Source organism: Mesorhizobium sp. M1A.T.Ca.IN.004.03.1.1 (assembly GCF_003997555.1).
Lineage (GTDB): Bacteria > Pseudomonadota > Alphaproteobacteria > Rhizobiales > Rhizobiaceae > Mesorhizobium.
This window is the reverse complement of record NZ_RZTV01000002.1, coordinates 657,889-671,708: the sequence shown is the minus strand read 5'-3', so window position 1 is coordinate 671,708 and position 13,820 is coordinate 657,889. Positions and strand designations below refer to the sequence as shown.

The 13,820-nt window shown below is 65.0% G+C and carries 13 protein-coding genes and 1 pseudogene; 8 read left to right on the top strand and 6 right to left on the bottom strand.

Annotated elements, in window-relative coordinates; genetic code table 11:
* Nucleotides 1-102: 102 nt before the first annotated feature.
* The 3 genes from EOD29_RS09165 to EOD29_RS09155 form a co-directional block, all read right to left on the bottom strand.
* Nucleotides 103-1,248, bottom strand: coding sequence for an ABC transporter ATP-binding protein (locus EOD29_RS09165; protein WP_127246500.1), 1,146 nt, complete (start codon nucleotides 1,246-1,248; stop codon nucleotides 103-105).
* 87 nt (nucleotides 1,249-1,335) lie between these two features.
* Nucleotides 1,336-2,283, bottom strand: a complete 948-nt coding sequence (locus EOD29_RS09160; protein ID WP_127246499.1) for a PfkB family carbohydrate kinase — start codon at nucleotides 2,281-2,283, stop codon at nucleotides 1,336-1,338.
* Between the two features lie 3 nt (nucleotides 2,284-2,286).
* Nucleotides 2,287-3,087, bottom strand: a complete 801-nt coding sequence (locus EOD29_RS09155; RefSeq protein WP_095800983.1) for a class I fructose-bisphosphate aldolase — start codon at nucleotides 3,085-3,087, stop codon at nucleotides 2,287-2,289.
* A 184-nt stretch (nucleotides 3,088-3,271) separates the two neighbouring features.
* Here EOD29_RS09155 and EOD29_RS09150 point away from each other — a divergent pair, with 184 nt between their 5' ends.
* The gene (locus EOD29_RS09150; RefSeq protein ID WP_127246498.1) at nucleotides 3,272-4,420 is read left to right on the top strand and encodes a Gfo/Idh/MocA family oxidoreductase; all 1,149 of its coding nucleotides are present in this window, start codon (nucleotides 3,272-3,274) and stop codon (nucleotides 4,418-4,420) included.
* Nucleotides 4,421-4,454: 34 nt separating this feature from the next.
* On the opposite strand, the gene EOD29_RS09145 is transcribed toward EOD29_RS09150, so the two are convergent.
* Nucleotides 4,455-5,477 (bottom strand): LacI family DNA-binding transcriptional regulator, encoded by a 1,023-nt coding sequence (locus tag EOD29_RS09145; RefSeq protein WP_127246497.1) that lies wholly within the window; start codon nucleotides 5,475-5,477, stop codon nucleotides 4,455-4,457.
* A gap of 219 nt (nucleotides 5,478-5,696) precedes the next feature.
* Between EOD29_RS09145 and EOD29_RS09140 the strand changes: the two genes are divergently transcribed.
* Both EOD29_RS09140 and EOD29_RS09135 read left to right on the top strand, forming a co-directional pair.
* Nucleotides 5,697-6,644, top strand: coding sequence for a sugar kinase (locus tag EOD29_RS09140; RefSeq protein ID WP_127246496.1), 948 nt, complete (start codon nucleotides 5,697-5,699; stop codon nucleotides 6,642-6,644).
* Nucleotides 6,641-7,927, top strand: a complete 1,287-nt coding sequence (locus EOD29_RS09135; protein WP_127246495.1) for a D-tagatose-bisphosphate aldolase, class II, non-catalytic subunit — start codon at nucleotides 6,641-6,643, stop codon at nucleotides 7,925-7,927. Before EOD29_RS09140 ends, EOD29_RS09135 begins: the two co-directional genes overlap by 4 nt.
* A 9-nt stretch (nucleotides 7,928-7,936) precedes the next feature.
* Here the strand turns inward: EOD29_RS09135 and EOD29_RS09130 are convergent, their stop codons facing one another.
* Nucleotides 7,937-8,476 carry an Lrp/AsnC family transcriptional regulator gene (locus tag EOD29_RS09130; protein WP_127246494.1) on the bottom strand — a complete coding sequence of 180 codons (540 nt, stop codon included), beginning with the start codon at nucleotides 8,474-8,476 and terminating at the stop codon, nucleotides 7,937-7,939.
* A gap of 48 nt (nucleotides 8,477-8,524) precedes the next feature.
* Between EOD29_RS09130 and EOD29_RS09125 the strand changes: the two genes are divergently transcribed.
* Nucleotides 8,525-9,706, top strand: coding sequence for an MFS transporter (locus EOD29_RS09125; protein WP_127214188.1), 1,182 nt, complete (start codon nucleotides 8,525-8,527; stop codon nucleotides 9,704-9,706).
* A 59-nt stretch (nucleotides 9,707-9,765) separates the two neighbouring features.
* Nucleotides 9,766-10,188 carry a GNAT family N-acetyltransferase gene (locus EOD29_RS09120; RefSeq protein WP_127246493.1) on the top strand — a complete coding sequence of 141 codons (423 nt, stop codon included), beginning with the start codon at nucleotides 9,766-9,768 and terminating at the stop codon, nucleotides 10,186-10,188.
* On the opposite strand, the gene EOD29_RS09115 is transcribed toward EOD29_RS09120, so the two are convergent.
* Complete coding sequence (locus EOD29_RS09115; RefSeq protein WP_095800978.1) at nucleotides 10,185-11,300, bottom strand: anhydro-N-acetylmuramic acid kinase; 1,116 nt, start codon at nucleotides 11,298-11,300, stop codon at nucleotides 10,185-10,187. The genes EOD29_RS09120 and EOD29_RS09115 overlap by 4 nt on opposite strands.
* A gap of 211 nt (nucleotides 11,301-11,511) precedes the next feature.
* Between EOD29_RS09115 and EOD29_RS09110 the strand changes: the two genes are divergently transcribed.
* The 3 genes and pseudogenes from EOD29_RS09110 to EOD29_RS09100 all read left to right on the top strand — a co-directional run bounded on the left by EOD29_RS09110 (nucleotide 11,512) and on the right by EOD29_RS09100 (nucleotide 13,591).
* Nucleotides 11,512-12,201 carry an SDR family NAD(P)-dependent oxidoreductase gene (locus EOD29_RS09110; protein WP_066988999.1) on the top strand — a complete coding sequence of 230 codons (690 nt, stop codon included), beginning with the start codon at nucleotides 11,512-11,514 and terminating at the stop codon, nucleotides 12,199-12,201.
* Nucleotides 12,202-12,249: 48 nt separating this feature from the next.
* Nucleotides 12,250-12,342 (top strand): annotated as a pseudogene (locus tag EOD29_RS09105) (ABC transporter permease); the annotation flags it as partial.
* 229 nt (nucleotides 12,343-12,571) lie between these two features.
* Entirely contained in the window at nucleotides 12,572-13,591 is a 1,020-nt protein-coding gene (locus tag EOD29_RS09100) for an isopenicillin N synthase family oxygenase (protein ID WP_127246492.1), read from the top strand.
* Nucleotides 13,592-13,820 lie beyond the last annotated feature (229 nt).

Sequence of the window (13,820 nt, the reverse complement as noted above, 5' to 3'; positions counted from 1 at the left end):
ATCGACCGCACAATGCGGACGATCGTCTGCTTCATTCAGAAGTCTTCTTACGAGTACTTTCGCAGGCGCATCGCTCCCGCCTGCGGGCTCTGCGACAAATCTTCAGATCGCCAGATGCGTTTCGGGATCGAAGAAATGGAGCTTGGCGTCGTCTACGGCCAAGCGGATCTCCGAGCCGGGCAGGACTGTGCTGACCGGTTCGAATTTCGCCACCGCGTTCGAGGTCATGCCGAAATCCTGCACCGCGTCCGGATCGCCGGAGTCCACCGGCACCGCGTCGATGCTGAGATGAACGATGTGTTCGGACCCGAGTTCTTCGATCGAGGTCACCTTTGCCGGGATCGTCTGATACTTGCGGCCGGATTCGAGACTGCTGTCATAGAGATCCTCCGGTCGGATCCCGAACACGACCTTGCGCCCCGCATACGACCTCAAGCCCGGCCTGCGCACGAAGGCTGCGTCCTGCAGCCGGATGGCGAAGGTGCCGGACATCAGTTCGTCGCCCGTCAGCGTCGCCTCGAACAGGTTCATCGAAGGAGAACCGATGAAGCCGGCAACGAAGGCGTTCACCGGCGATTCATAGAGTCTCTTGGGAGTGTCGACCTGCTGCAGCACGCCGCCCTTCAACACCGCGACCCTGTCCCCCATCGTCATCGCTTCTGTTTGGTCGTGGGTCACGTATATGGTCGTGACGCCGAGCTGCTTTTGCAGGCTGGTGATTTCGGCGCGCATTTGAACACGCAGCTTCGCGTCCAGATTGGAAAGGGGTTCGTCCATGAGGAAGGCGGCCGGCTCGCGCACCATGGCGCGGCCCATGGCAACCCGTTGACGCTGTCCGCCTGAAAGGTTCGCGGGTTTGCTGTCGAGCAGAGATGTCAGCTGAAGGGTTTTGGCAATCTCGTCCACCCGCTTCTTGCGCTCGGCCTTCGGCTTGCCTGCCAGCCGCATCGAAAAGGCGATGTTTTCGAACACCGTCATATGCGGGTAGAGCGCGTAGCTCTGGAAGACCATCGCGATGTCGCGGTCCTTGGGCGGCATGTCGACGACGTCGACTCCGCCGATCCGAACGCTGCCGCTTGTGACGTCCTCCAGCCCCGCGATCATTCGCAGCGCGGTGGATTTGCCGCAGCCGGACGGCCCGACGAGAATCAAGAATTCGCCATCCTCGACCGACAGGTTCAATTGGTCGATTGCGTGAAAGTTGTTCCCATAGGTCTTGCAGATATTCTCAAGAATGACTTCTGCCATCTTCCTCCCTCCACAAGGCTAAGCCGCTCGTTATTATGATCATTATCGGCCTATGTTCGCCTGCGAATGTTCCTCGGATAGTTTCAACTATGTTCCGGTATCGAGCTGCGATTTCAGTTCGACTGCCGACGGGGCGTTCGTCGATGCCAAGAGTTCCGTGACCTGGCCCTCGGTCGGCAGCGCCTCGCGCCCGCCACGCCCCGTTATCGACAGGGCCGCGGCCGCGGCCGCGAATGCGACCCGGCCTGCGGTCTGGGCTCCGCGCGTCAATGCATGGGCATAGGCACCGTGAAAGCAGTCACCGGCGCCGGTCGAGTCAACGACGGCAACCCGGTGCGGAGGCAGGTGCCAGAGCCCTGACTCGTCGCGTCCGCGATAATAGACGCCCCTGCCGCCGTCAGTCAGAACCACGGTGGACCGCGACGGCATCCACAATGCGTCGAGCATCTCGGCAGGCGATCGGCCGCCCGTGGCAGTCCGCGCGAAGCCGAGGGGAAGAATGAGATGGTCGCAGAGCCCGATCAGCCTCTCGGTGGCTGGGCCGCTGCTCCATTCGATATCGCCGAGGATTGCAAGGCCGAGATCGCGAGCCCGAGCCACGACATCCATCGACCGGATCGCGTAACTATCGACGATCAGGACGGCCGCGCGGCTGAGGACCTCGTCCGGAAAGTCTGGCGCGGTGCCCAGCATCGCTTCGTCGTCATACGCGATGAACCTCTCCCCATCCGAGCCGACGGTGATCCGCGAGCGCACCGGGCGTGCGTGCGGGTGGCGCGGCGCGAATGCGGTTTCAACTCCGCTCGCAACGAGATCGCACAGCACGGCGTCGTCAGCGGCACTGGCCAGCCATCCGACGAACCCGGCGGTTCCGCCGAGCCGCGCGACGGCAGCAAGGGCCGTCGCGACATTTCCGCCGAAAGTTCGGGCAGTTTGCAGAACCTTCCCCTTGCCCGCCGACAACGGCTGATCGACATAGACGATGTCGTCGATCGCAATAGCGCCGAAGCCGAGGATTGAAGGGACGGTGGGCATCGTTCAGGCACCCGCCTTCGCCAGGGCGTCTTCTGCCGAAAGGCCGTCATGGATGACGCTCCGAAAGGCAAGTGCCGCCTTCTCCGGATCGCCGTGCCCCCAGAGATTGCGACCGACCACGGCACCGCGCGCGCCGGCACGTATGGCGTCCGCCGTCTGCTGAAGGGCGCCGAGCAGCGTCTCGGTCTTCGGACCACCCGCGATCACAACCGGCACCGGGCAGGTCCGGACGGTCTCTCGGAACGACTCGAAATCGCCCGTGTAGCCTATCTTGATCACGTCGACGCCGGACTCGTAGCCGATGCGCGCCGCATAGGCGATCTCGTCGGGGGTGAAGACGATTTTTGCTCCGTCGGTGAAATCGCGCGGGTAGATATGCGCCACCACCGGCATGCCGTAGCGTGCCGCCGCATTCACCGAGTCGGTCAGCCAGCGTATGTACTTACCCTCGGTCGCGCCGCGCACCGGAATGGCAACGGCCAACGCATCGGCCCCGGCGCGCACCGCATCCTCCGGCGTTGCAATCAGCTCGCTGATGCGATCGTCTGGGGTGAAGCAGCCCGCCTGGATCACCAGAGACGCTTTGCCCGCATATTGCGGCCACAGATGGCGCGCGGTGCCGGGCTGGATGCTGACGTAGTCGGGTTTGCCCATCATGACGCGCGCGAGCGCACCGGGCAGATCGGCAAGCCCGCCTTTGCGCACGTCGCCGTAGCCGACAAAGTGGTCGACCGCGCCGCCAAAAAGCTTCCCGGACGGATGCGAGAAGAGGCGCGCAAGGCGCACCTTGGTTCCTAGGCTCATGAGTGCAAAATTCCTCAATCGTTTTGAGCTGGCGGCCTCCGATGTCGAGCCAGCATTTTCACATGCTCTATAAAAATTTTACGCGCGTCAAGATTTAAAATGCGCTATAGCGAGTAGGGAACATGGTCCGCCGCCGTTGCAGCGGGTTGTTGCGGCGATGCCGCATCGGGAGGTCGGAAGGAAAATGCAAGCAAAGTCAGGAGCGAAGCTCGGTATCGGCGTTATCGGTTGCGGCAACATATCGATGACCTATTTGCGCAACGCAGCACTTTTCGCTGGCGTGGAACTGCGCGCCTGCGCCGATATTTCCGCCGACATGGCCGCGCTACGGGCCAGGGAATACGGTATCCGCGCGCTGCCGGTCGATGCGCTGCTGGCCGATCCCGAGGTCGATCTCGTCCTCAACCTCACCGTTCCGTCGGCGCATTTCGACATCACCCATTCGGCGCTTTCCGCGGGCAAGCACGTCTTCACGGAAAAGCCTCTGGCGACCTCGGCCGGCGAGGGCCGCCGGCTGGTCGCGGAGGCGGCGAAGCGCGATCTGCTGCTGGGCTCGGCTCCAGAAACCTTCCTCGGCGCAGCCGGGCGGCGTGCCCGCCGCCTAATGGACGAGGGCGCGATCGGCCGCGCCGTGACCGGCACCGCCTTCATGATGGGGCGCGGCATGGAGCATTGGCATCCCAATCCGCAATTCTACTATCAGCCGGGCGGCGGTCCGGTGTTCGACATGGGGCCATACTACCTGACGATGCTGGTCAACCTGCTCGGCCCGGTCGCCCGCGTCATGGCGATGACGACGCGCGGTCAGGACGAGCGCCTGATCACCGCAGAAGGTCCTTACAAAAACACCAGCTTCAGGGTCGGCACGCCGACCAACATCCTGTCGCTGCTCGAATTCCACTGCGGCGCCACCGTCACCTTCGGCGCCTCTTGGGACGTCTTCAAGCATTCCAACCATCCGATCGAGCTGCACGGGACGGAAGGCTCGCTCAGGCTACCCGATCCCGACACGTTTGGCGGCACGGTCTCGCTATCGGCGCACGGCGCCGACTGGAAGGATTTCGAGAGCGAAGGCGAGCTCTACGGCGCGCGCAACTGGCCCTATGCTGCACCGGACCGCGCCAACTATCGCATGCTCGGCGTCGCCGACCTGGCGCGGTCGCTGCCGGAAGGGCGCAGACCCCGCGCGTCCGGCGAACTGGCGCTGCACGTGCTCGAGATCATGGAAGCGATCCTTGCCTCCGGCGAGAGCCGGAACTCAGTCGCCGTCGTCGGCTCGGTCGAGCAGCCGCCGCTGCTCGGCGAAGACGAGGCGGCGAGGCTGCTTGCCTAAGGCGCTCTGATCGGGCAGCGGGGGTTCGGTAGACCTAGGCCGACTGGCGCATCACCAGCGTCGCGTCGAGACTGACCTTCGGCGCGACGGTCGCGCCGCCCTCGTCGAGCAGGGTAAGCAGCGTCTCGACGCTGCTTCCGGCCATCGCCGTGAAATCCTGCGCCATGGTGGTGAGCGCCGGGCAGGTGTAGCGGCTGAGCGGATGGTCGTCATGCGCAGCCACCCGCAGGTCGCAATCCGCCTTGCGGCCCACCTTCAGCCCTTTCGAGAACGCGGCCGCCATTACGCCGAAGGCGAGACGATCGTTGGCGCACAATATGGTCTTGCCTGGCAGGCCGCCATTGCCGAGCAGCTTTTCCGTCTGTTCGTAGCCGATGCGTTCGAATTCCCATGTGTAGTCGCCGGTATTGCCGAACACGACCGGCTCCTGCCCGAGCCGCTTCATGGCATCGACATAACTCTCCACCCGCTCGCGCGAATTGTGATTGACGTGCGGAATATCGAAATAGACCGGGGCATCGCCCGAGCGGCAGAGATAGTCGACGATGGTCGACATGCTCTGCACATTGTTGTTGCCGACGAAAGGCGTGCCGCCTTCGAGATAGGTGTCGAAATAGACAATCGGGATCGCCTGCGTCAGCTTCTCGATCGCCCGCTGGTCCGAGCGCCGGCCGAGCGGTGCTATCAGCGCGCCGGAGACCTTCAACGACAGGATCGTCCGCGTCGCCTCGGCTTCCAGTTCGCTCGATCCATGCGAGGAAATGACGATCGGCCAATAGCCTTCGTCGCGCAGCCTGAGTTCGATGCGGCTGACCATCTCGGAGTAGAACGGGTCGGTCACCGTCGGCACGACGATGCCGATGCTGCGGGTGCGCTTGCGGTTGAGGTTTCGCGCGAACAGATTGGGCTGATAGTCGGACGAGCGCAGCGCATCCTCGATGCGTTTTCGCGTCGCCGGCTTGACGCTGGTCGGATCGTCGAAGAATTTCGACAAGGTCGGCCTGGAGACGCCGCAGGAACGGGCGAACTCCTCCATCGTCTTGTGAGTCATCGGCATCCAAACCCTCGCGGCATGGAACCTCGCTCCCATGGCGCTGCTCCGGCGCTCATACGGCGCATCGGCGTGCGCCTGCAAGTTGAAACTTTACAGGAAGCTCCGCGAGTTTCAACGCGTCCGGAGAAATTATTCCATGCGTAAATTTATTAATTGACGTGAAAAAGAGGGGGCCGTATTCCAAGCCCTAAAGCCATGCATGGCGAATGCTGGGAGGACGTGATGAAGAAGCTGGTCTCAGCCGGCGAGATCCTCGTCGAGATCATGGCGGAATCAATCGGCCAGAGCTTCCTCGAGCCCGGTCCGCTGGCCGGCCCCTTTCCGTCCGGCGCCCCGGCGATCTTCATCGGCCAAGCGGCGGCGCTCGGCCAGCCTGCGGGTCTCATCGGCGCCGTCGGCGGAGACGATTTCGGCCAGTTGAACATCGACCGGCTCAGCGCGCTCGGCGCCGACGTTTCGGCAATCGCCGTCCGTGAAGGCCATGCAACCGGCACCGCCTTCGTCGCCTACCGGACCGATGCATCCAGGCATTTTGTTTTCAATATCCGGAACAGCGCCGCCGGCCTTTTGGAAATGGACGATGCGGCGAGGCGGCTCTTGGCCGGAGCCGATCATGTCCATGTCATGGGCTCTTCGCTTTTTTCCGATCGCGCCACCGACGTCGCACTCGCCGCGATCGCGGCCGTGAAGGCCAAGAGCGGCACGGTGTCCTTCGATCCGAACATCCGTCGCGAGATCATGCAGGCGTCCGGCACGCGTCAGGCGCTCGATCATGTGCTCGCGCAGACAGATGTCTTCCTGCCGAGCGGCAACGAACTGTTCCTTTTCTCCTCCGCCAGCGACGAACAGGCCGCGGTTGGCGAATTGCTGGGGCGAGGCATCTCCTGCATCGTGCTGAAGAAAGGCGGTGAAGGCGCCGCTTATCACGACCGCGAGGGCACGCTCGCCATGCCCGGCTTTGCCGTCGAGGAAGTCGATCCGACCGGCGCCGGCGATTGCTTCGGCGCCGCCTTCGTTTCCTTCTGGCTGCGCGGTGCCGCGCCCGCCGATGCACTGCGCATCGCCAATGCCTGCGGCGCGCTCGCCGTTACCCGCAAGGGGCCGATGGAAGGCATTCACCGGCTCGCCGACGTCGAGGCCTTCATCGCCAAAGCGACCGCACGCGCATGACCGGCGCCACGGCAAGATTTGCTGGCATCGCCGCTCGCCGAGCGGCAGGCGCGAAGGGCGGCATCGCCTCGATCTGTTCGGCGCACCCGCTGGTGATCGAAGCGACGCTCCGCCACGGCGCGAGGAATGGCTCCGATGTGCTGATCGAGGCGACCTGCAACCAGGTCAATCACGAGGGCGGCTATACCGGCATGACCCCGGCCGCCTTTCGAGCCTTCGTCGAGACGCAAGCAGGCAGGACCGGCTTTCCGTTCGACCGGCTGATCCTCGGCGGCGATCACCTCGGCCCGAATCCTTGGAAGCATCTGCCCGCGGCGGAAGCGATGAACAAGGCGGCGGCGATGATCGACGCCTATGCCTCCGCCGGCTTCACCAAGCTGCATCTCGACACCAGCATGGCTTGCGCCGACGATTCCGTGGCACTCACCGACGAGACGATTGCCGCGCGCGCGGCCGAGCTTGCGGCGGTTGCCGAGGCGGCGGTCGCCCGCTCGGGCGGTGAAAAACCCGTCTACATCATCGGCACCGAAGTGCCGGTTCCGGGCGGCGCGCTGGAAGCGCTCGACCATACGCATGTGACCGAGCCGGCCGATGCGCTCCGCACGGTCGAGCTCCATCGCCAGGCCTTCTGCCGTCTCGGCCTCGATGCCGCTTTTGCCCGGGCTGTCGGCGTCGTCGTTCAGCCCGGCGTCGAATTCGGCAATGCCGACATCATCGCCTATGCGCCCGAGAGGGCGACGAAGCTGGTCGCGGCCCTGGAAAGCCAGCCGCAATTCGTCTTCGAGGCGCATTCGACCGACTATCAGCCGGCGGAAGCTTTGGCCGCGCTCGTGCGCGACGGCTTCGCCATCCTCAAGGTCGGCCCCTGGCTCACCTTCGCATTGCGCGAGGCGCTCTATGGCCTGAGCCACATCGCCGACGCGCTCGCGCCCGATCCCTCGCGCGAAAGCCTGCCGGCCGCGATGGAACGCATCATGCTTGCCTCGCCCGGCAATTGGCAGAAATATCATCCGGGAACGCCTGACGAGCAGCGCCTGCAGCGGCATTTCTCCTTCAGCGACCGCATTCGCTACTACTGGCCATCACCCGATGCGCAGCATGCGACCGAAGCGCTGCTGGCGGCGCTCGGCGATCGCGAGATTCCACGCCCCCTGATCAGCCAGTATCTCGGCCATCTCGATGCCGAGGTCGGCGCCGGTCGGATCACGCCGACCGCGCATGAGCTTCTGATTGCCAGCGTCATGCGCGTCCTCGATACCTATCGCAGCGCCACGATCCCGTAAGCCGGCGGATTAGTAGACAGGCGTCGCCATATGTTTGGGTGCCGGCCATTCGGCCGTGATCTCTGGCTGCACCGGCCGTTCGAGATAGGTCGAAAGCACCACATAGCTGCGCGTCGAGACCACGCCCGGCGTCTCGTAGATACGCGACAGCAGGCCTTCCAGCGCCCTTGTATCCTCGGTGCGTACCTTGAGCAGCATACAGGTGTCGCCGGCGACCGAATGGATCTCTTCCACTTCCGGGCATTCCGAGATCGCCATCAATTCCGGCGTCTTGCCCCAGCCCCTGGTATCGATATGCACGAAGGCGAGCAGCGGCTTCTTCACCGCCTTCGGATCGATGATCGTCGAGGTGGCGCGGATGGCGCCGCTGCGCCTGAGCCGCTTCACCCGCTCATGCGCCGCCGGCGGCGACAGGCCGACGCGATCGCCGAGCTCGGCATAACTGATGGTCGCATCGTCGACCAGAACGCCTAATATTTTTCGGTCGATCGGGTCGACCTCACGGGTTGGCTGCTTGTTCCGCTGAACGTCATCTGTTTCTGAGTCCATTTAGAAATTCTCCATTGATGCTGAATTGAATTCGGCGATTATGGAGATATGTCGAACAGTGATCAATCAGCGATTCTGACTGCGGCGTCCCGTGCACCGATCCCGGCCGCAGCCTACCTGCTCACCGGCTGCATCGCCGTCATCGGCTCCAACTCACTGGTTCTCGGGCCGATAGCGCCCGCCGTCGCGGCATCCTTCGCGGCAAGCGTGCCGGCGGTGATGACGGCCGCCGCTGCCTTCGGCCTCGGCACCTCGGCCAGCGCGCTTTTTCTTGCCCGCTATATCGACCGGATCGGCGCCCGCCGCATGCTGCAGGGCGCACTGCTGTTGCTTGCGCTGGCGCTGGTGGGCAGCGCGCTCGCGCCGACGGTGGCGGCGCTGGTCGCGGCCCAGCTCGTTGCCGGCATCGCTGCTGGCGTCGCCATGCCGGCGATCTACGCCAGCTCCGCAGCGATCGCGCCGCCCGGCCGCGAGAGCGGAACGATCGGCGTCGTGCTGACCGGCTGGACGCTGTCCATGGTCGCCGGAGTGTCGCTGTCGGCGGTGCTTGCCGATCTGATCCATTGGCGGGCCGTCTTCGCCGCTGTCGCGCTTCTCGCCGGAGCCGCCGTCGCCGGCCTGTCGGTCAGCTCGCTGCGCGACACCAAGAAAAGCGGTCCGGCACCGTCGCCGCTCGGCGCGCTGGCTGTGCCCGGAATCCTGCCGCTGCTGATCGCCTGCGGCGCCTTCATGACCGCCTTCTATGGCGTCTACGGCTATCTCGGCGATCATCTCCATGAAGGTCTCGGCGAGCCGGTCAGCGCCAACGGGCTGGCGGCGATCGCTTACGGGCTCGGCTTCGGCGCGGCGGCGCTGCTGGACGGCGTCATCGACCGTCTCGGCGCCCGCCGTGTCATGCCCTTCGCCTATCTGCTGGTCGCCGCCGTCTATGTGGCGATCGCCTCGGCCAGCGGCACCTTCGGCCTGCTGATGGCGACGATCGCCGTCTGGGGCCTTGCCAACCATTTCGGGCTGAACGTTCTGGTGATGCGGCTCACCGCGCTCGACGCCGCGCGACGCGGCACGATCATGGGCCTGAACAGCGCAGTCACCTATTTCGCCGTAACCGTCGGCACCGCCGGTTTCGGCCCGCTCTACACCGCCCTCGGCTTCGCCAACTGCGCCCTGGTCGCCGCCTTGCTGATGCTGGTGGCGGCATCGGCCGCGGCGTGGCGCTCTGCCCGGCAATAGGCTTGCGTGTCGCTTCGCTCCTTGGCTAAGGCTGGCTTCCGAACCGCACCGGAGCCACCATGAAGATGACGCTCGAGATCACCGCCGAGCCCTTGCCGCAGGATCTCGCCCGTGTCGGCGAGGGCTTGACCGCCTTCAACGACAGCGATGTCGGTGCCTCGGGCCGGAAGACGCTCGCCGTCTTCGTTCGCGACGACGCCGGCGCGATCGTCGCCGGCATTTCCGGTTACACCGCCTGGGGCTGGCTCTATGTGCAATGGCTCTGGGTCGACGAAACCTGGCGTGGCCGGCACATCGCCGCGAGCATGCTGGACGCAGCCGAACGGGAAGCGCTGGCGCGCGGCTGCCAGGCCGCGTGGATCGACACTTTCAATCCGGCCGCGGCCAAGGTCTATCAGCGCCAGGGCTACCAGCCGTTCGGCACGCTCGCCGATTTTCCGGTCGGCCGCAGCCGCATCTTCCTGCAGAAGAAGTTGTCTTAACCCGCGAGCTTTCCACCGCGCATCGGCTGCGGCACCCCGGTGGTGCTCGGAAAGCTGATCGGCAGGCCGCGCAGCACGCGCACCGCGAGGAACGCGAAGCATTCCGCTTCGACCGCGTCGCCCTTCCAGCCGAGCGTCTCGGCTTGCACCACTTCGACGCCGGCGCGCTGGCCGAGCATCGCCATCATGGTCGGGTTGCGGCGGCCGCCGCCGCTGACCGCCAGTCGTCTTGGCCGGCGCGGCAACAGATCGAGCGCCTTGCCGACCGCCGAGACGGTGAAAGCCGTCAGCGTCGCCGCGCCGTCCTCCGCGCCGAGCCCGTCGGCCATGGCCGCGGTGAAGTCGAAGCGGTCAAGCGATTTTGGGTAAGGCTTCGTCAGATACGGATGCTGCAGCAGCCGCTCTAGCCTTGCCTCGTCGACCGTACCCGCGGCAGCCAGTCTGCCGTCGCGATCCATCTCGCCGAGGCCCTTCGCCTTGATGAAATCGTTGACCGGCGCATTGGCCGGCCCGGTGTCGAAGGCGACGATGTTGTCTTTGCCGTCCCACCAGGTGATGTTGCCGACGCCACCCAGATTGAGCACCGCGGTGTCGCCGCTGGCGTCGGCCTCTTTGAGCAGCGCCGCATGATACGCGGCAGCGAGCGGCGCGCCTTGTCCGCCGGCCGCCACATCGGCCGTGCGGAAGTCATAGGCGACTTTGGTGCCAAGCAGGGCGGCCATCAGCTCGCCGTCGCCGAGCTGGCGCGTGCGGCCGATTCGTCGCGGCTGCGGGGCGCGATGCAGCACCGTCTGGCCGTGGAAGCCGACGACGCCGATATCGGCCATCGTCATGCCCTGGCTTTCGACCAAATCCCTGACCGCCGCCGACTGCGCGCGCGTCAGCGCCTCCTCCGCCTCGCGAAAAATCGTCGGCTCCGGCCCCTCGAAATTCCAGACGCGTGCTTGGCGCAGGGTCTCTTCGAGCAGGGTGCGGATCGATTGCGGGTAGGGGGCCAGTGTGTATGTGCCGGTGTCGGCGATGCGCTCGCCGTCGGTTTTAATCAGCGCCACGTCGATATTGCCGTCAAGCACCGTACCGGTCATCAGGCCGACGGCCCAGATTGGTTCCATGGTCGTTCCTCGAATCGCCGCTGGACCACGTGTCGGACGGATCGGCGCGACAGGCAAGTCTTTCGGATGCGCCGGGACCTCTCACCGTGCACCGCCTTTGTGTCGCACTGCCAAAACGGAGCAACCTAGTCCTTGCCTCTTGCCGCCGAAGGAGCGAGCTTGTGCGATTATCGACCTCAACTGAACAACGCGTACTCGCAGGAGGAACGACATGGCCGCCAATGTCGCAGTGATCGCCGGCGCTGGAGCTGGCCTCAGCGCTTCGCTGGCGCGGCTCCTCGGCAAGCAAGGTTTTCGCGTCGTGCTGGCCGCCCGCAATGTCGACAAGCTCTCCGCGCTGGTTCAGGAGACGGGTGCGCAGGCGGTGGAGACGGACGTGTCGGATGCCGCCTCCGTCGCGCGGCTGTTCGAGGCGGCCGACAAGGCCGGCTCCCTCGAAATTGCCGTCTTCAACGCCAGCGGCCGCACGCGCGGCCCGATCGCCGAGCTCGATCCGGAGGCGGTCAAGCAGGCCCTGCTCGTCGGCGCATATGGCGGCTTCCTCGTCGGCCAGCAGGCGGCGCGCCGGCTTGTTGCGCGCGGCTCCGGCTCGATCCTGTTCACCGGCGCCACTGCGAGTCTCAAGGGCTTCTCCGGCTCGGCCGGCTTCGCCATGCCGAAATTCGGGCTGCGCGGGCTGGCGCAGTCGATGGCGCGCGAGCTAGGTCCGAAGAACATCCATGTCGCGCATTTCATCATCGACGGCCAGATCGAGCCGCCCGGGCAGGCGGCCGAGCCAGACCGGCCGGATCGCCGCCTCTCGCCGGACGCGATCGCCGAGACCTATCTCGCAGTCCACCGCCAGCATCGCAGCGCCTGGAGCTTCGAGGTCGAGCTGAGGCCCTGGGTCGAGACGTTCTGACGATCCATTCCACGAACCGTGCAATAACGCGCCCCGACGCGAGACCGCGTCATGGTTGCGGCGGTGGTGGTGCTGATCGTGCTGGTCTGCGGCATCCAGTGGTGTGACCGGCTGGTCGCGTGGCTGGATCATCGCGGATAGGCGAAACGCGAGAAGCGGAAGTCGAATGAACGCAATTTGCCGCGAAAACCCGGGAATTGAGCGGCGGCTTGCTCCGTTTGCAACGAGATTGGTTGGCGCGTTTCTTCACCTGCAATGACGCGCATGTCATCGTGCGGCGGGGTTGCTCGAGCAATTCCAGGAAAGTGCGCATCGGTTTTCCGTCCGGACTTGCGAAAAACAGAGAGTTGCCGCCAAGAGGAAGCTGTCCATGGCCAGAATAATCCCGGTGCTCGATCTCGACCGACTGGAGCAGGGCGAGTCGGAACTGCGGACCTTCTTGTTTGATCTGCGCACCGCCACTCGCGATGTCGGCTTCTTCTATCTCAGCAGCCACGGCATAACGCAGCCGGACATCGACGCGGTGCTCGATGCCGCGCGGCGCTTCTTTGCCTTGTCGGAGGCCGACAAGCTGGCCATCGAGATGGTGAAGTCGCCGCAATTTCGCGGCTACACGCGTGCCGCCGGCGAGCTGACCAGGGGCAAGGCCGACTGGCGCGAGCAGCTCGACATCGGCGTCGAGCGCGCGACCATTTCGCAAGGGCCGAGCGTGCCGGCCTGGACCCGGCTGCAAGGTCCGAACCAGTGGCCGGCTGCGTTGCCCGAACTGAAGCCGGCGCTGCTTGCCTGGCAGACCAAGGCGACGGAGGTAGCCATCCGGCTGCTCAAGGCCTTCGCGCTGTCACTCGATCAGCCGGAGGACGCCTTCGACCCGATCTATGGCAGCGAGCCCAACCACCGCATGAAGATCGTGCGCTACCCAGGCCGCGACGCCACCGGTGACGACCAGGGCGTCGGCGCGCATAAGGATGGCGGTTTCCTCACCCTTCTGCTGCAGGACGAGAACAAGGGGCTGCAGGTCGAATATGATGGCAGCTGGGTGAATGTGGATCCGATTCCGCAAACGCTCGTGGTCAACATCGGCGAACTGCTCGAACTCGCTTCGAACGGGTATCTGAGAGCAACCGTGCACCGCGTCGTCACACCGCCGCCAGGCGTCGAGCGGATTTCGGTGCCGTTCTTCTTCAGCGCCCGGCTCGACGCGACCATCCCGCTGCTCGACCTTCCGCAGGAACTGGCGGCTGAGGCGCGCGGGCCGGCCAGCGATCCCGACAATCCGCTCTTCCGCAACGTCGGAACCAATGTGCTGAAGAGCCGTCTGAGGTCGCATCCCGACGTGGCCCGGCAGCACTATGCCGATCTTCTGGAAAAGGCAGCGGCGGCCGGCTGAGCTTTGCCGCTGCCCGCGCGATATTTTTTCGCCTTCCGGCCAGTTTTTGGAATTCAGTTCGTGGAAAATATACCGCAACCGCCCCAGATAGAGGCCATCGCTCGGTGTTTTCCTCCCATTGCGCCGGGCGATGTTCCCCTCTGAAGGTTATGACCTTCATTCTTGGCCGGGCCGCTTTCGCGCCCGGCCTTTTTCTTTGGGGCAGCGCGCAGCTTGCAAATTCGCGCGG